Annotated in this window: 16 protein-coding genes; 2 read left to right on the top strand and 14 right to left on the bottom strand. The window is 56.9% G+C overall.

The features are described 5' to 3' along the window. Window positions 1-16: 16 nt before the first annotated feature. Together dsbC and xerD are read right to left on the bottom strand one after the other, a co-directional pair. Window positions 17-721 (bottom strand): bifunctional protein-disulfide isomerase/oxidoreductase DsbC, encoded by a 705-nt coding sequence (dsbC, locus tag JK216_RS14450; RefSeq protein WP_212709132.1) that lies wholly within the window; start codon window positions 719-721, stop codon window positions 17-19. A gap of 28 nt (window positions 722-749) precedes the next feature. Then, window positions 750-1,664 carry a site-specific tyrosine recombinase XerD gene (gene xerD / locus JK216_RS14445; protein WP_212711141.1) on the bottom strand — a complete coding sequence of 305 codons (915 nt, stop codon included), beginning with the start codon at window positions 1,662-1,664 and terminating at the stop codon, window positions 750-752. A 188-nt stretch (window positions 1,665-1,852) separates the two neighbouring features. On the opposite strand from xerD, the gene fldB reads away from it, so the two are divergent. After that, window positions 1,853-2,371 (top strand): flavodoxin FldB, encoded by a 519-nt coding sequence (gene fldB, locus JK216_RS14440; protein WP_212709134.1) that lies wholly within the window; start codon window positions 1,853-1,855, stop codon window positions 2,369-2,371. Between the two features lie 8 nt (window positions 2,372-2,379). On the opposite strand, the gene JK216_RS14435 is transcribed toward fldB, so the two are convergent. Beyond that, window positions 2,380-2,802: a protein YgfX gene (locus tag JK216_RS14435; protein ID WP_212711142.1), complete on the bottom strand. Its 423-nt coding sequence runs from the start codon at window positions 2,800-2,802 to the stop codon at window positions 2,380-2,382. Next, window positions 2,774-3,058 (bottom strand): FAD assembly factor SdhE, encoded by a 285-nt coding sequence (sdhE, locus tag JK216_RS14430; RefSeq protein ID WP_212710762.1) that lies wholly within the window; start codon window positions 3,056-3,058, stop codon window positions 2,774-2,776. The genes JK216_RS14435 and sdhE overlap by 29 nt, the downstream gene beginning before the upstream one ends. Window positions 3,059-3,366: 308 nt before the next feature. Here sdhE and ygfZ point away from each other — a divergent pair, with 308 nt between their 5' ends. Beyond that, a complete protein-coding gene (gene ygfZ / locus JK216_RS14425; RefSeq protein ID WP_212709137.1) occupies window positions 3,367-4,347 on the top strand; it encodes a tRNA-modifying protein YgfZ in 981 nt (326 codons plus the stop codon). 34 nt (window positions 4,348-4,381) lie between these two features. Here the strand turns inward: ygfZ and JK216_RS14420 are convergent, their stop codons facing one another. From JK216_RS14420 to ubiI, 10 genes are all read right to left on the bottom strand, one after another. Further along, window positions 4,382-5,035, bottom strand: a complete 654-nt coding sequence (locus tag JK216_RS14420; RefSeq protein WP_212710760.1) for a hemolysin III family protein — start codon at window positions 5,033-5,035, stop codon at window positions 4,382-4,384. 194 nt (window positions 5,036-5,229) lie between these two features. After that, entirely contained in the window at window positions 5,230-5,694 is a 465-nt protein-coding gene (locus tag JK216_RS14415; protein ID WP_283092847.1) for a GNAT family protein, read from the bottom strand. Between the two features lie 174 nt (window positions 5,695-5,868). After that, entirely contained in the window at window positions 5,869-8,742 is a 2,874-nt protein-coding gene (gene gcvP / locus JK216_RS14410; RefSeq protein ID WP_212711144.1) for an aminomethyl-transferring glycine dehydrogenase, read from the bottom strand. A gap of 104 nt (window positions 8,743-8,846) precedes the next feature. Further along, window positions 8,847-9,227: a glycine cleavage system protein GcvH gene (gene gcvH, locus JK216_RS14405; RefSeq protein WP_212709141.1), complete on the bottom strand. Its 381-nt coding sequence runs from the start codon at window positions 9,225-9,227 to the stop codon at window positions 8,847-8,849. Between the two features lie 24 nt (window positions 9,228-9,251). Beyond that, window positions 9,252-10,346 (bottom strand): glycine cleavage system aminomethyltransferase GcvT, encoded by a 1,095-nt coding sequence (gene gcvT, locus JK216_RS14400; protein ID WP_212710757.1) that lies wholly within the window; start codon window positions 10,344-10,346, stop codon window positions 9,252-9,254. Window positions 10,347-10,657: 311 nt separating this feature from the next. Further along, window positions 10,658-11,635 (bottom strand): ABC transporter substrate-binding protein, encoded by a 978-nt coding sequence (locus JK216_RS14395; protein WP_212709143.1) that lies wholly within the window; start codon window positions 11,633-11,635, stop codon window positions 10,658-10,660. Between the two features lie 49 nt (window positions 11,636-11,684). Beyond that, window positions 11,685-12,476: an ABC transporter permease gene (locus tag JK216_RS14390; protein WP_212711145.1), complete on the bottom strand. Its 792-nt coding sequence runs from the start codon at window positions 12,474-12,476 to the stop codon at window positions 11,685-11,687. Beyond that, the gene (locus tag JK216_RS14385) at window positions 12,469-13,266 is read right to left on the bottom strand and encodes an ABC transporter ATP-binding protein (protein ID WP_249213026.1); all 798 of its coding nucleotides are present in this window, start codon (window positions 13,264-13,266) and stop codon (window positions 12,469-12,471) included. Before JK216_RS14385 ends, JK216_RS14390 begins: the two co-directional genes overlap by 8 nt. 30 nt (window positions 13,267-13,296) lie before the next feature. Continuing rightward, a complete protein-coding gene (gene pncA / locus JK216_RS14380) occupies window positions 13,297-13,953 on the bottom strand; it encodes a bifunctional nicotinamidase/pyrazinamidase (RefSeq protein WP_212709145.1) in 657 nt (218 codons plus the stop codon). A gap of 292 nt (window positions 13,954-14,245) precedes the next feature. Beyond that, window positions 14,246-15,454, bottom strand: coding sequence for an FAD-dependent 2-octaprenylphenol hydroxylase (gene ubiI, locus JK216_RS14375; protein WP_212709146.1), 1,209 nt, complete (start codon window positions 15,452-15,454; stop codon window positions 14,246-14,248). Window positions 15,455-15,458: the final 4 nt, after the last annotated feature.

The raw sequence follows: 15,458 nt of genomic DNA, 5'->3' as shown, positions 1-15,458 counted from the left end.
GTTTTCCGGCCAAAAGTTACTTCCCTGCTGACTGGCTGTCGAGATACTGTTTCAGTTCCTGAGGTCCCTGATAGCCGGGGATCAGGGTGCCGTTTTCGGTCAGTATCGCCGGTGTCCCCTGGATACCGTACATCAGGCCGAGCTGATACTGGCGGCTGAGGTCAATATTACAGCTGGCCGGTGCCGGGGCGCTGCCGTTCATCGCCGCATCAAAGGCTTTGTTGCGGTCGGCGGCACACCATACGGAAGTCATGGCTTTGGCGACCTCACCGCCCATTCCTTCACGCGGGAAGGCCAGGTAACGTACGGTGATCCCCAGGGCATTGTAATCGGCCATTTGCTGGTGCAGTTTATGGCAATAGCCGCAGGTAATATCGGTAAATACCGTCACCACGTGCTGCTGTTTCGCCGCTTTATAGATAATCATCTGCGGGACCATCTGTTCCATTTTCTGGCCCAGCTGACGGAAAGTCACATTCACCGGGTGCTGACCGCTGATATCGTACAGCGGCCCCTGGATCATCTGTTTACCGTCGTCACTGATATAAAATACGCCGCTGTCGGTGAGGACCGTTTTCATGCCCGGCAGGGTTGACGGCTGTATATCGGTCACTTTAACGCCCAGCCGTTGCAGGGTGTTCTGAATCGCTGAGTCATCGGCCTGTGCCAGACCGGAAAGTGCCGACCACAGCAGAGTTACTGCTAAAAGTGTTTTTTTCATGGAAATACTGTCCTTTTCACCCGCCGGGTCAGGCCCGGGGATGATGCTGTTGATGTAACTGTCGCAGCCGCTCGTTGGCTACATGGGTATAAATCTGGGTTGTCGACAGGTCACTGTGCCCAAGCAGCATCTGTACAACCCGTAAATCTGCGCCGTGATTCAGTAAATGAGTGGCAAACGCATGCCGCAATACATGGGGGGATAACTTTTCACTGTCGATCCCGGCCAGCAGCGCATAGTGTTTTATCCGGTGCCAGAAGGTCTGACGGGTCATTTGTCTGGCACGGTTACTCGGGAACATCACGTCCAGCGACTGGCCATTGGTCAGCCACGGGCGGCCATATTCCAGGTACTGCTCCAGCCAGTAAACCGCTTCTTCACCGAGCGGCACCAGCCGCTCTTTGTCCCCTTTGCCCAGTACCCGCACCACCCCCTGCCGCAGGCTGATATCGCTAAGGGATAAGCCCACCAGCTCCGAGACCCGCAGCCCGGTGGCGTAGAGTAATTCCAGCATCGCTTTATCACGCAGTTCGAGGGGGATGTCAGTACAGGGTGCCTGCAGCAGACGTTCAATCTGCGATTCACTGAGATCTTTCGGCAGCCGCTGCGGCAGTTTCGGCGACGATAATAACGCCGCAGGGTCATCACTGCGTTGCTTTTCTCGGTACAGGTACTGGAATAACCGCCGCATGGCACTGAGCTGCCTTGCCGAACTGCTTGCTTTACAACCACCGGCAAGGCGTTCGGCAAGAAAACCCTGTAACTGTTCGGCAGTCACCTGCCGCAGAGATAACTGATGTGCCGCCAGCCAGTCCGTAAGCTGTTGCAGGTCCTGACGGTATGACGACAGGGTATTCTGTGCGAGGTTACGCTCTATCCAGACAGTGTCGAGAAACAGTTCAACAATGCTGGTATTTTCATCAGCCGGCTGTTTATCCTGCACCTTGCCTCCGTTTTTTCGCCTGTGGTAAACCTGATCTGCCGGGGGTTACCCGACGGACTATTATGCCGAAATCGGCGGGTGATTTCTAAGGGAATCTCCCGGTGACCCTGCGCCGTGGCGTAATATCCCCGCTGCCTGCTTTCTGCTACCATACGGCAAAATTTTCGATCAACAGAGCCACTGACAGCATGAAAATCGGATTATTCTACGGTTCCAGTACCTGCTATACGGAGATTGTTGCGGAAAAAATCCGTGATTTTATCGGTGCGGATTTGGTGACATTACATAATGTCAAAGACGGGCCGATAGAAGCTACCCTGCAATATGACGTGCTGATTATGGGCATTCCGACCTGGGATTTCGGTGAATTACAGGAAGACTGGGAAGCGGTGTGGCCCCTGCTGCCGGATTTACAGCTGCGCGGTAAAATTGTCGCTTTGTACGGGATGGGGGACCAGATTGGTTACAGCGAATGGTTCCTTGATGCTCTGGGTATGCTGCACGATTTACTGCAACCGATGGGGGTGCGCTTTATCGGTTACTGGCCGACGGACGGTTTCGGGTTTATCAGCCAGAAAGCGGTTCTGCCGGACGGCAGGCATTTTGCCGGACTGGCGCTGGATGATGTTAACCAGTTTGAACTGACCGACCAGCGAATTGAGCGCTGGTGTGAGCAAATCCTCAGCCAGATGGCGGCGTTATTCTGAACAGCCTGTTATGCGACGGGGAAGCGGCGGCAATAAAACCAGTGCATCCGTAACCCCCGCCAATCACCGGCAGGCATCGCATCCTGCATCAGCCAGAATCTCAGCCGCTGCCGGCGGCTGTTCTCCAGACATAATAATACGCCACAAGGCAGCCAGCCGGGGTTCCCCCGCGTCCGCCATTGCTGATGTTGCCAGTACCAGATACCCTGCTCATCGACCTCTAACCGGCCGTGGCGTTCTGCCAGCCGCCGTCTTGCCTGTTTTCCTTCCCGCCACACCAGCCAGCCTGCCAGTAATTTAACCGGCAGCCACGGCAGCGGCCACGGGGAACAGAGCAGCGCCAGTAAGACCAGCCCCTGCAATACTGTCTGTATCCGCAGGGCCAGCCGTGAGGCTGTCAGCTCAGCGTGCCACCGGGCCGCGTAGTGCATTACGTTCACGGATCAGATTAACCATCCGCTTCAGCTGCGGATCGGCGGGTTCACCGTGCTGCATCATCCAGTTAAATAAGTCCGGATCATCGGCACCCAGCAGATGAATAAAACACTGTTTATCCTGGTCACTCAGGCTGTCATATTCATATTTGAAAAACGGCATAATCGCCATATCCAGTTCCAGCATACCGCGTCTGCATGCCCACTGAATGCGCGATTTATCATCAATGCCCGGGGTGGTGTGATCCGACATAGCTCATCCTGTACTGTTGAGGGGAAGACCGCCAGTTTACCCCGGATAATGACAGGCTGGCGACCAGGCCGACGCGGACAGATAAAAAAATGCGCGGCCGGGCGTAATATCCACAGGCCCGGGATGTAAACCCGTTCCCCGCTCCCCGCAGCCCGCCGCGGAACAGAAGTCGGGGAAAGGCTCTGCCTGCCCGGTCCGGCTCTTTTCAGCAGCGCAGCTTTGGTGAATAATGCCGGAAGTGTTTTTCTGTCGTACCCGGCAAGGCGGTTTGCCGGGCCGGTACGGCACTTTCAGCCACAGGATGCCTTATGCCCGCACATACTTCTTCTTCTCCGGCAGCGGCACATGCCCTGCCTCTGACCGTTATCGCTCTGGATGACTGGGCGCTGGTCACCGCTCAGGGACCGGACAGCACCAGTTACTTACAGGGGCAGCTCACCCTGGATGTGGCCGCGCTGGCAGAGAATGACCACCGGCTGGCTGCCCACTGTGATGCCAAAGGCAAAATGTGGAGCAGCCTGCGCCTGTTCCATGATTTACAGGGCTATGCCTATCTGCTGCGCCGCGAGGTTCGCGAGCATCAGCTGACCGAACTGAAAAAATATGCGGTATTTTCCAAAGTCAGCCTGGCTGCCGATGACAGTCGTCAGCTGACCGGGGTGGCCGGTAACGGCGCACGTCAAGCGCTGGCCGCCTGTTTCCCTGAGTTGCCGGACGCGGATAATCCGCGCCGGGTGGCAGGCGATACCCTGCTGCTGTGGCAAGGCCAGCCTGCGGAACGTTTTCTGGTGATTGCCGGCGAACCGCAGACCACAGCCCTGCGCCAGGCCCTGAGCCAGGCGCAGACCGCCGACAGCCAGCAGTGGCTGGCACTGGATATCGAAGCCGGACAACCGCTGATCGACAGTGCGGTCAGCGGTGAATTTATCCCTCAGGCCACCAATTTACAGGCCCTGCAGGCGATCAGTTTTAAGAAAGGCTGTTACACCGGTCAGGAAATGGTGGCGCGGGCAAAATACCGTGGTGCTAATAAACGGGCCCTTTACTGGCTGCTGGGTAACGGCGAATCGGTACCTCAGCCCGGGGCTGCGCTGGAATTACAACTGGGGGATAAATGGCGCCGTACCGGAACCGTCCTGGCGGCAGTAAAACGGAATGATGGCCAGTTGTCGGTACAGGCAGTACTGAATAATGATCTGGATGACGGGGCGATATTACGCCCCGCAGGCGATGAAGGGGCGGAACTGACACCCCGGCCGTTGCCTTATTCGCTGACCGACGAAGATTAAATACCGCCCGGCAGCCGCACTGCTGCCGGGGATTTTAACGAACGTAGAGGTAAATAGCACAGAAGTGGCAAATGGCACCACCGAGTACAAACCCGTGCCAGATGGCATGGTTGTAAGGAATTCGCCGCGAAACGTAAAAAATCACCCCCAGAGAATACACGATACCGCCAGCCGCCAGTAACCAGACACTGGCCGCCGACAGACGTGTCGCCAGCTGATAGACCACCACCAGCGATAGCCAGCCCATCAGCAGGTAGGTGATCAGCGATAATATTTTAAAACGGTGGGCAAAAAATAATTTAAAGATAATCCCTGCCAGCGCCAGTAGCCAGATAACTACCATCAGGCCGTATGCCAGCGGTGATTTCAGGCCGACCAGCAGAAACGGCGTATAGGTGCCGGCAATCAGCAGATAAATGGCACAGTGGTCAAATTTTTTCAGCCAGGGTTTGGCCTTTGGCGACGGAATGGCATGGTAGAGGGTCGATGCCAGAAACAGCAGGATCATACTGCCACCGTACAGGCTGTAACTGGTGATGGTGATGGCATCCGCATGGGATGTTATGGCCCGGCTCAGCAATAATAGCAGCCCGGCGACCCCGAACAGGCAACCCAGTCCGTGGCTAAGGCTGTTAGCGATTTCTTCGCCAACGGAATATCCTTTGGGGAAAAAACGGTGTTTTGTCATCGTGTACTTCCTGATCTTCTGATAGCGGATTACTGATAAACCTCCTCCAGCCTAACCATAATCAATTTCAGTGTACAGGTGTAAGCTGAAATTAATTTGTGAATGCCTGTAACTGATTTATTTTCAGGTAACCCGGTGATTCTGTGCCGGTTTAGCCGCCGGGCCTCCGGCGCAGCAGGCCGTTGTCAGTGCCTTTATCTGCCACTGACCGGATCACTGGCCAGCCGCGAAAACAGCAGATCATCCTGCCACTGCCGGTGCAGAAAAAAACATTGTCTTAACCGGCCTTCCTGCTGAAAACCACAGCGCTGCATCAGACGTATACAGGCATGATTTTCTGCGCTGACACGGGTGAATATCCGGTGACCGTAACCGCGATTAAAATACTCAGCCGTCAGGGCATTCAGTGATTCACTGGCATAACCTTTTCCCTGAGCCTCAGGGCTGAACATAAAGCCCGCTTCGGCGATGCCCGGCTCCCTGAGACAAAATCCCGTCAGACCGACGGGCTGAGCGCTGGTGCGTTCGGTCAGCAGCAGGCACAGCCAGTGTCTGCTGTCGGTGTTCCATGGTTTCAGGCGCTGCCGGAACCTGGTCAGAATCTGCTGTTCGGTGAGAGGATCGGCAATAAACGCCATCACCTGCGGGTGCTGATGCAGTTGCAGAAAAAAGGCCAGTCCCGGCCGGTTAACCGGCGGCCGGTCAGCCGCGGAGTAGTTAATAAGTGCATATTGTTACCTGACGGGTTACAGGTTCGTCTATGCTGGTCAGCCTGAGTCAGTCACCGCAGCCCTGCCCGTACCGGTGCAGGGCGCGTCACCTGTCAGCGGCGATTACTGATAATCACTGAGGGCAGGACAGGCACAGAACAGATGGCGGTCACCGTAAACATCATCCGGGCGTTTTACGGCAGGCCAGTATTTGTCTGCGCTGCCGGCAGGGAATACCGCCAGGCTGCGTGAGTAACAGTGCTGCCAGTCACCGGTGATTTCCTGCTGAGTATGGGGCGCATTGACCAGCGGGTTATCATCTGCCGGCCATTCTCCGGCAGCCACACGCTCAATTTCAGCGCGGATAGCCAGCATGGCGTCAATAAAACGGTCCAGTTCCGTCAGGCTTTCTGACTCTGTCGGTTCCACCATCAGGGTACCGGTGACCGGAAATGACATGGTTGGCGCATGAAATCCATAGTCGATCAGTCGTTTGGCAATATCCATTTCGCTGATACCGGTCTGTTCTTTGAGTGGCCGGATATCGAGGATACATTCATGGGCCACATACCCCTGTTCCCCCGAGTACAGCACAGGATAAGCCGCTGCCAGCCGGGCGGCAATATAGTTGGCATTCAGGATCGCGATTTCACTGGCCTGCCGCAGCCCTGCGGCCCCCATCATGCGGATATACATCCAGCTGACCGGCAGAATAGACGCACTGCCAAAAGGTGCTGCCGCTACAGCCCCCTGGCGGGTTAATACCCCTTCGGCCTGCACTACACTGTGGCCCGGCACAAAGGGTGCCAGATGGGCTTTTACCCCGACAGGCCCCATCCCCGGCCCGCCGCCACCGTGGGGAATACAGAACGTTTTGTGCAGATTGAGGTGCGATACATCCGCCCCGATAATGCCGGGTGACGTCAGGCCGACCTGAGCATTCATATTCGCTCCGTCCAGGTAGACCTGCCCGCCGTGCTGATGCACCACCCGGCAGACTTCACTGATCGTCGCTTCATACACCCCATGGGTTGAAGGATAGGTCGCCATAATGCAGGACAGCTGATCCCCCGCCTGCGCCGCTTTGTGCCGCAGATCCTGCAGGTCAATATTGCCCCTTGGATCACAGGCCACCACCTGCACCGACATACCTGCCATCTGCGCCGACGCCGGGTTGGTGCCGTGGGCCGATGCAGGGATCAGGCAAATATGGCGCTGTGACTGATGACGGCTTTCATGGTAACGACGAATTGCCAGCAAACCGGCATATTCTCCCTGGGCCCCGGAATTCGGCTGCATACACAGAGCATCATAGCCGGTCAGCTGTACCAGCCAGCGCGAAAGCATTGCTATCATCTGCTGATACCCTGCGGCCTGTGACAGGGGGCAGAACGGGTGCAGCGCAGTAAATTCCGGCCAGCTGACCGGCAGCATTTCTGCCGTGGCGGTCAGTTTCATGGTACAGGAGCCAAGCGGAATCATCGCCTGGTTAAGGGCAAGGTCTTTTTTTTCCAGCCGGTGCAGGTAGCGCAGCATCTCTGTTTCGCTGTGATAACGGTTAAAGACCGGATGGCTGAGAATAGTCCCGCTACGGCACAGCGCCGGTGGCAGTGACTGGCTGTCAGTGGCAACCTGACGGTCAAGCGCCTCAATATCAGCCTGTGCCGGCCCGCCATCAAGGATTGCCAGTAAGGTCAGCAGATCATCGCGGGTTGTGGTTTCATCGAGGGTGATCCCCACCGCCCGGTGAAGATCGGTGCGCAGATTCACCTGTTGCTGTGCCGCGCGTTTCAGTACCGCCGCTTTATCGCTGACTTCGACCATCAGGGTATCAAACCACTGATGATGGCAAAGTGTCAGCCCGCGCTGTTGCAGGGCCGCCGCCAGGATATCCGTCAGCCGGTGGATACGTCCGGCGATCCGTTTCAGCCCCTGCGGCCCGTGGTATACGGCATACATCCCGGCAATATTGGCCAGCAATACCTGCGATGTACAGATATTCGAGTTGGCTTTCTCGCGGCGGATATGCTGCTCACGGGTCTGCATCGCCATACGTAAAGCCGTGTTACCGCTGGCATCACGCGAGACGCCGATGATCCGGCCGGGCATCGCCCGTTTAAAGGCCTCACGGCAGGCAAAGAAAGCCGCAGAGGGGCCGCCGTACCCCATCGGCACGCCGAAACGCTGGGAAGATCCAAACACAATGTCTGCCCCCTGGCTGCCCGGAGAGGCCAGCAATACCAGCGCCATAAATTCGGCAGCAACACTGACAATAACGTCGCGCTGTTTCAGCTGTGCAATCAGCGCACGGTGATCATGCAGCTGACCGCGGGTGCCGCAATACTGGAGCAATACCCCGAAGATCTGCGGATGTTCGACGGCACGTTCCGGCAGATCAATAATCAGTTCAATACCGAGAGTACCGGCCCGGGTGCGCAGCACATCAAGGGTTTGCGGGTGGACATCTTCAGCGACAAAAAATTTACCGGCGGTTTTCAGTTTACTGACCCGTTTTGCCATCGCCATCGCTTCGGCAGCGGCGGTGGCTTCATCCAGTAACGAGGCCGAGGCAATCTCCATCCCCGTCAGGTCAAGGGTCAGTTGCTGGAAGTTAAGCAGCGCTTCCAGCCGCCCCTGAGATACCTCGGGCTGATAAGGCGTGTAGGCCGTGTACCAGCCGGGGTTTTCCAGTAAATTACGCTGGATCACCGGCGGGGTGATGACCGCGCTATAGCCCATACCAATCCAGGATTTAAAAATTTTGTTCTGTCCGGCAATCTCTTTCAGTTCCGCCAGCGCCTGCTGCTCTGTTACCGCCTGGCCTGTGGCGGGCAGTTCCGGCAGACGAATGGCCTGCGGGATAATATCTGCGATCAGCGCCGGTAACGATTCAGCGCCGATCACCTGCAACATCTGTTGCTGTTGCCGGCGATCGGGGCCGATATGGCGGGCGATAAATTCATTGTGGTTTTCCAGCTGGCTTAAGATCCGTGTCATATGCTGTGCATCCTGAATCTGGCGGGAAAGATAACGGCAGGACAGAGTGCCCTGCCGCGTCGGACAGCGCCGCTTAGCGGCGCAGGGGCCTGGGATGGCCGCGATTACTCGTCAACCGAAGCCTGATAGGCGGCCGCATCCAGCAGGCCTTGCTCTCCGCCGGACGGGGTGAGCTTAAATAACCAGCCTTCCCCGTAAGGATCGCTGTTCACCAGCTCCGGGTGTTCTGCCAGCGCCTGGTTAACGGCAATCACTTCGCCATCCAGCGGGGCATAAATATCAGAGGCGGCTTTTACGGATTCAGCAACCGCACACTCCTGCCCGCAGGTGAGTTGCGCGCCCGTTGCTGGCAGGTCAACAAATACCATATCACCGAGTAATTGCTGGGCGTGTTCGGTGATGCCCACGGTTACACTGCCATCGTCTGCATAACGCAGCCATTCGTGGCTGGCACGGTATTTTAGTTCTGCCGGGATATTGCTCATAAAAATGCTCTCCTGAAAATAATGTTAGTTCAGCGGCTGACCGGCACGGACAAACACCGGCTGAGTGACTATCACCGGAACTTCACGCTGACGGATTTGCACCACCGCCTGATGGCCGATGGATGCGGGTACCCGCGCGAGGGCAATACTGCAACCGAGGGTCGGTGAAAATGAACCGCTGGTAATGATCCCCTGCCGGTGCACCCCCTGACTGTCGGTAAACAATACCGGCTGCGCCGGGCGTAATATGCCTTTCTGTTTCAGTATCAGTCCGACCAGTTTTTCTGTGCCGTGCTGACGCTGATCCTGCAGTGCTTCACGGCCGATAAACTGACGTTCTTCCGGCTGCCAGGCAATGGTCCAGCCCATATTGGCTGCCAGAGGTGAGATGCTTTCGTCCATCTCCTGACCATAGAGGTTCATACCGGCTTCCAGCCGCAGGGTATCACGGGCCCCCAGCCCTGCCGGTTTTACCCCGGCACTGAGTAATTGCTGCCATAACCCGGCCGCCTGCTCAGCAGGCAACGCAATTTCGTAACCCGGTTCCCCCGTGTAACCGGTGGTGGCGATAAACAGATCACCGCTTTGTACAGCAGAAAAAGCAGCCATTTGCCGGGTATCGCTGCGCTGGCTGTCGGTAAGCAGGCTGCGGACTTTTTGCTGTGCCTGCGGCCCCTGCACGGCAATCAGCGCCAGATCAGGCCGCGCCTGTACACTGACCGCAAAAGGGGCTGCATGCCGGGAGATCCAGGCCAGATCTTTTTCGCGGGTCGCCGAGTTAACCACCAGCCGGAAATGGTCACCGGCCAGGTAATAGACAATCAGGTCGTCCATCACGCCCGCGGAGGCGGTCAGCATTGCGCTGTACAGGGCTTTGCCGGGGCGGGTCAGCTTTGCCACATCGTTAGCCAGCAGATAACGCAGAAATTCACGGCTGCGGGGGCCTTTCAGGTCAATAATCGTCATATGAGAGACATCAAACATCCCTGCCGAATGACGTACCGCCAGGTGTTCTTCAATCTGCGAGCCGTAGTGCAGTGGCATCATCCAGCCATGGAAGTCGACCAGCCTGGCACCGCAGGCCTGATGCTGTTCAAACAAAGGTGTGTGCTGAGTCATAACCCATCCTGTCCGTAAGTAAGAGGTTTACCCTGAAGAGCGCGCCGGTATCTGCCGTCATACAAATACTGCCCTGCTTAAAAAACTTACCACCGAAAGATAAAATTAACCACAGGCTGAATAATGGTAAGCAGCAGTGTGCACTGTCAGAAGAGCGCGGGTGACCGGGAAAAAAGTAGCGGGTTTGAAGAGAAAAAACTGATATAACCGCGGCAGAACCATAAAATAATGCTGGTTATTCTGTGATACCTGCACACAAGCACAGGGGCCGTCTCCGGCCCCTGTGCTTCCGGCATCTGCGGGGACGGCGGTTATTCCAGTAGCTGACGGGTGTAGTATTTGTCTGCCGGCAGGACAGTTTTGATTTGTCCTGTTGCCTGTAAGGCGCGGGCAATCGGCAGCCAGCTGCTGTCACTCTGCGTCATATAGCCCTGTTCACCTTTCATGTCCGGCGAAATAATTTTCCAGGCTTTACTGATCAGTGCCACTGAACCACTGTCCGGATAGGCATTATGCAGCATAGTCGCAGCCTCATCCGGATGAGCCGCGGCCCACTCGGTGGCTTTAATCGTCGCCTGCATCCATTTTTTTGCCACATCGCCGTGCTGTTGCAGATAACGGGTCGACGCCGTATAAGCCCAGACCGGCACATCCGGCACCCCGGCGGCTTTGCCGGTCAGTTCTCCCGGCGATTTTCCGACCGCCAGTTCCACATCCGGCACCAGGAAGTTATTGGTATTTGTGGCAATATCCACTTTGCCGGACAGCAGCAGAGGAATATCACTGTCCTGAGCAATAATAAATCTGACATCACTTTCCTGCAGACCGGCGGCTTTAAGCACAAAAGGCAGCATCGCCCGGCTCCAGGAGTCGGTAAAGATGGCGATGGATTTTCCTTTCAGATCCTGCAGGGACAGAGGTACCCCGGGACGGGTAAACAGCCCCCAGTTGTTATGCTGGGCATACAGGCCAACAGCGATCACCGGCAGCCCCTGGTCGGCAGCAAAGACCACATCAGTGGTGGCATTCAGCCCGACATCGGCCTGACCGAGGGCCAGCATACGTGCGGTTGTCTGGGAGTCCGGCGGGAAGATCACTTTGACATCCAGCCCGGCCTGCTGATAGAAGCCTTTCTGCTGCCCGACGACCAGCGGGATCAACTGATGGTCGGCCGCAGACCAGTCATAAACAAAACGGACAGGGGTCAGTGCAGCAGCATAAACACTGCCGGCAGAAAGACCGGCGAGTAATGCACTGATAATGGCGCTACCGGTTATGGTTTTTTTCACTGTGTATATCTCCAGTCAGTCAGCATAGTGACGGTAATTTTCAGCGGGCTTAACGCAAATAACGGGGGGCTTTGTTGCTGCTGCGCCACGGGGTGGCGATTTTTTCCAGCCCGAGGACCAGCAGGAAAGATCCTACCCCGATCGCGGTCAGCAGGATCATCGCGGCATATACTCCTGCCGTATCCATCCGCGCGTTAGCGCTGAGTAAGTAAGTCCCCAGCCCCTGTTGTGCCGAGGCCGTCCATTCACCGATCACCGCCCCGGTGACCGCATAGGTGGCACCGATTTTCAGGCCGGAAAATAACGGTCCGACACAGGCCGGAAGTTTAATCCGCAGAAAAACCCGCAGCGGTGTGCCGCCCATCAGTCTGGCAAGATTCAGCATATCCCGGTCAATCGCCGCCAGCCCGTCAAGTACATTCACCAGTACCGGGAAGAAGACGATCCACGCCACGATAATCAGTTTCGGTAACATACCAAAACCAAAAATAATCACCAGCGGTGCAGCAATCGCCACTATCGGTACCGCCTGGGAGACAATCAGCGCCGGCATCACCAGCCGCTGAATGATGCGGATCTGCCCCATCATCAGTGCAAGGATAAACCCGGCACAGGCCCCCAGCAGATAGCCGATGGCAGTTTCGGTAACGGTTTGCAGGGTCAGCAATTTCAGGCGCTGGCCATTTTCCAGCAGGGTAGTCAATGCTGTCAGGGGGGAAGGAATAACATAGCCCGGCAGCCCGGAAACCCAGACCACCAACTGCCAGAATACCAGGATCATCACCAGCGATAACAGCCACACCAGTACCGCACGAACAGGACGTTGCTGACCATTATTCATGGCGGCCTCCGTTATTTTTCTCGTCGTGATACAGCCTGCTCATGATTTGTCGTTTCAGTTGTATAAAGGTGTCACCGGTCAGATCATCCAGTCGCCGTGGCCGTGGCAGAGTGACCGGCAGAATTTCGGCAATCCGGCCCGGTCGTGGTGTCATCACCACGATCCGGTCCGCCAGAAAGATAGCTTCATCAACATCATGGGTCACAAACAGGATAGTTCGCCTGAGATCGCGCCAGATTTGCAGTAACCATTCCTGCATACTGAACCGGGTCTGGGCATCCAGTGCGCCAAAAGGCTCATCCAGCAGCATCAGCTCTTTTCCCGCCGCCAGGGTACGCATCATCGCCACCCGCTGGCGCATTCCCCCCGAGAGGGCGTGGGGATAATAGTCCAGAAATTCACCCAGTCCGTAGCGGGTCGCCAGCTGGCGGGCCTGCTGGCGATCTTCGGGACGAACACCCCGTGTCAGGGCCGCCGACAGGGTGATATTCCCCAGAACGGTACGCCACGGCAGCAGCAGGTCTTTTTGCAGCATATAGCCAACCTGGCCGGGCTTATGAGTGACGTCCTTTCCCTGCAAAAAGATATGGCCTTCACTGGCCGGCAGCAGTCCGGAGACGACATTGAATAAGGTGCTTTTCCCGCAGCCCGATGCGCCGAGGATGCAGATAAACTCTCCTTCAGCGACCTGCAGGCTGACATTATTTAAGGCTGTTACATCACCATAACGCACCGTCAGATTATTAATTTCCAGCCGGGGTGGTGGCAGATCAGTGGTCAGTTCCGGCATAGTTTTTTCCTGTAACTGAGAGGGGAATTGTCAGACAATCGCAGCAGAGCCGATAAGGCTGACGCCATGGGCGAGCATCTGCTGCCGGGCTGCGTCGAGAGATCCACGGATATCAATGGCTTTACAGGCATCGGTGATCACCCGGGTGTCGAATCCGGCCTGGCTGGCATCAATGGCGGTCATGGCCACACAAAAATCTGTCGCCAGCCCCGCAATCCACAGAGTACGGATATCCCGGGCCCTGAGGTAAGCTGCCAGCCCGGTGGTGGTCTGGCGATCGGCTTCCGTAAAGGCCGAGTAGCTGTCGATATGCGGATGGCAGCCTTTACGGATAATCAGCTGCGCGTGATCGACCTGTAATTCCGGATGCAGGGCCGCATCCTCGGTTCCCTGCACCGCGTGTACCGGCCAGAGGATTTGCGGACCATAAGTGGTGTCGATAAATTCTCCGGGCTGTTTGCCGGGATGTTGTGCGGCGAACGAAATATGCTGCGCCGGATGCCAGTCCTGGGTGAGGATCAGGTTGCTGAACCGCGCTGCCAGCCGGTTAATCAGCGGGATGATGGTTTCGCCGCCGTCCACCGCCAGGCTTCCGCCGGTGACAAAGCAGTTCTGAACATCCACAATAATCAATGCGCTGTGCTGATCCACACCGGCTGCGGGTGCTGAAGTCGCTGATAACGGCATAACAGAGTCCCCTTATAACAAATACACTGCCGTCACTGGCCGCCGGAGCTCCGGCAAACGGCGGACAGACAGTGACCTCCCGGGCGGGAGTCGTCTGATTATAGGTTCCGGTTTCAGAGACTTAAAGCACTATATTCGGTGGCCTGTGGCGCGGCGTGTCTCTCCTTCTGCGATGCCGTGACTGCCGGACAATCAGCCAGCGTGCGGTGCTTCCGGCAAAACACCCCTGCCACCAGACAATAATGGCCGGGGATCTCTCCCCGGCCATCGGTCACCCGCCCAGCCCGCTTATTCAGCGGTCTTGCAGCCAGTCCGGCAGATCATGTAACCCCATTGCCTGTTTCAGCAGTTGCGGTTTCACTCCCGGCAGTGTGTCTGCCAGTTTCAGCCCGATGTCACGCAACAGTTTGCGGGCCGGATTATTACCGGCAAACAGATCGCGGAACCCCTGCATTGAGGCCAGCATCAGCGCGGCACTGTGTTTACGGTTGCGTTCATAGCGGCGCAGATAGAGGTGCTGACCAATATCTTTCCCCTGCTGATGCAGACGGCGGATTTCGCCGATCAGTTCTGCCGCATCCATAAAACCGAGGTTAACTCCCTGTCCGGCCAGCGGATGGATGGTATGGGCGGCGTCTCCCACCAGGGCCAGCCGGTGAGCAGCAAACTGCCGGGCATAGCGTGCCACCAGCGGGAAGGTTTTACGGTCACTTTCCAGCTGACAAAGGCCGAGTTTCATATCAAAGGCCACCGCCAGCTGCTGGTTAAATTCCTGTTCAGACATGCCCTGCAGGCGGCTGGCTTGTTGCGGATCGCAGGACCAGACAATCGAGCTGAGGTGCGGATCGGCCAATGGCAGAAACGCCAGAATGCCGTCACCATAAAATACCTGTCGTGCCACAGACTGATGGGGCTGTACGCTGCGGATATTCGCCACCAGTGCATGGTGCTGATAATCGCGGAAGACCAGCGGGATATCGGCTTTCTCGCGCAGTGCGGACTGCGCTCCATCAGCGGCAACCAGCAACCTGGCGGTCAGCATACTGCCGTCCTGCAAGGTGACAAAGGCTTCGTTATCGCCGAAGGCAACCTGTTGCAGGGCGGACGGGGCAATCAGCTGTATATCGCTGCACTGGCTGGCACGCTGCCAGAGGGCATGGTGGATCACCTGGTTTTCGATAATATAGCCGAGGCTGGAGATGCCCTGTGGCTGATCGTCAAAACGGATCTGGCCGAAGCTGTCTTTCTCCCAGACTTCCATACCGTGATAGGCACTGGCCCGCATGGCCAGAATGTCCTGCCAGACCCCGAGATGGCTGAGCAGCCGTTCGCTGGCGAGGTTAATTGCCGAGACGCGGACCGCCGGGGCTGCCTGTAAATCCGGGGCCTGCGGCGGATGTTGTTCCAGTACCGCGACCCGCATACCGCTGCCCTGTAACCCACAGGCTACAGCCAGCCCGACCATTCCGCCACCGGCGATGACAACATCAAAGCTCTGCATCAGT

Source organism: Tatumella sp. JGM94, from assembly GCF_018257595.1.
GTDB classification, from domain to species: Bacteria; Pseudomonadota; Gammaproteobacteria; order Enterobacterales; family Enterobacteriaceae; genus Tatumella; species Tatumella punctata.
The sequence above is the reverse complement of the archived record's forward strand: the minus strand, read 5'-3'. Positions and strand labels throughout refer to the sequence as shown.

What these genes read in the sequence shown, in the direction of transcription:
- dsbC (WP_212709132.1), bottom strand. Translation starts at nt 721, where the DNA reads ATGAAAAAAACACTTTTAGCAGTAACTCTGCTGTGGTCGGCACTTTCC.
- fldB (WP_212709134.1), top strand. Translation starts at nt 1,853, where the DNA reads ATGAAAATCGGATTATTCTACGGTTCCAGTACCTGCTATACGGAGATT.
- JK216_RS14435 (WP_212711142.1), bottom strand. Translation starts at nt 2,802, where the DNA reads ATGCACTACGCGGCCCGGTGGCACGCTGAGCTGACAGCCTCACGGCTG.
- sdhE (WP_212710762.1), bottom strand. Translation starts at nt 3,058, where the DNA reads ATGTCGGATCACACCACCCCGGGCATTGATGATAAATCGCGCATTCAG.
- ygfZ (WP_212709137.1), top strand. Translation starts at nt 3,367, where the DNA reads ATGCCCGCACATACTTCTTCTTCTCCGGCAGCGGCACATGCCCTGCCT.
- JK216_RS14420 (WP_212710760.1), bottom strand. Translation starts at nt 5,035, where the DNA reads ATGACAAAACACCGTTTTTTCCCCAAAGGATATTCCGTTGGCGAAGAA.
- gcvP (WP_212711144.1), bottom strand. Translation starts at nt 8,742, where the DNA reads ATGACACGGATCTTAAGCCAGCTGGAAAACCACAATGAATTTATCGCC.
- gcvH (WP_212709141.1), bottom strand. Translation starts at nt 9,227, where the DNA reads ATGAGCAATATCCCGGCAGAACTAAAATACCGTGCCAGCCACGAATGG.
- gcvT (WP_212710757.1), bottom strand. Translation starts at nt 10,346, where the DNA reads ATGACTCAGCACACACCTTTGTTTGAACAGCATCAGGCCTGCGGTGCC.
- JK216_RS14390 (WP_212711145.1), bottom strand. Translation starts at nt 12,476, where the DNA reads ATGAATAATGGTCAGCAACGTCCTGTTCGTGCGGTACTGGTGTGGCTG.
- JK216_RS14385 (WP_249213026.1), bottom strand. Translation starts at nt 13,266, where the DNA reads ATGCCGGAACTGACCACTGATCTGCCACCACCCCGGCTGGAAATTAAT.
- pncA (WP_212709145.1), bottom strand. Translation starts at nt 13,953, where the DNA reads ATGCCGTTATCAGCGACTTCAGCACCCGCAGCCGGTGTGGATCAGCAC.
- ubiI (WP_212709146.1), bottom strand. Translation starts at nt 15,454, where the DNA reads ATGCAGAGCTTTGATGTTGTCATCGCCGGTGGCGGAATGGTCGGGCTG.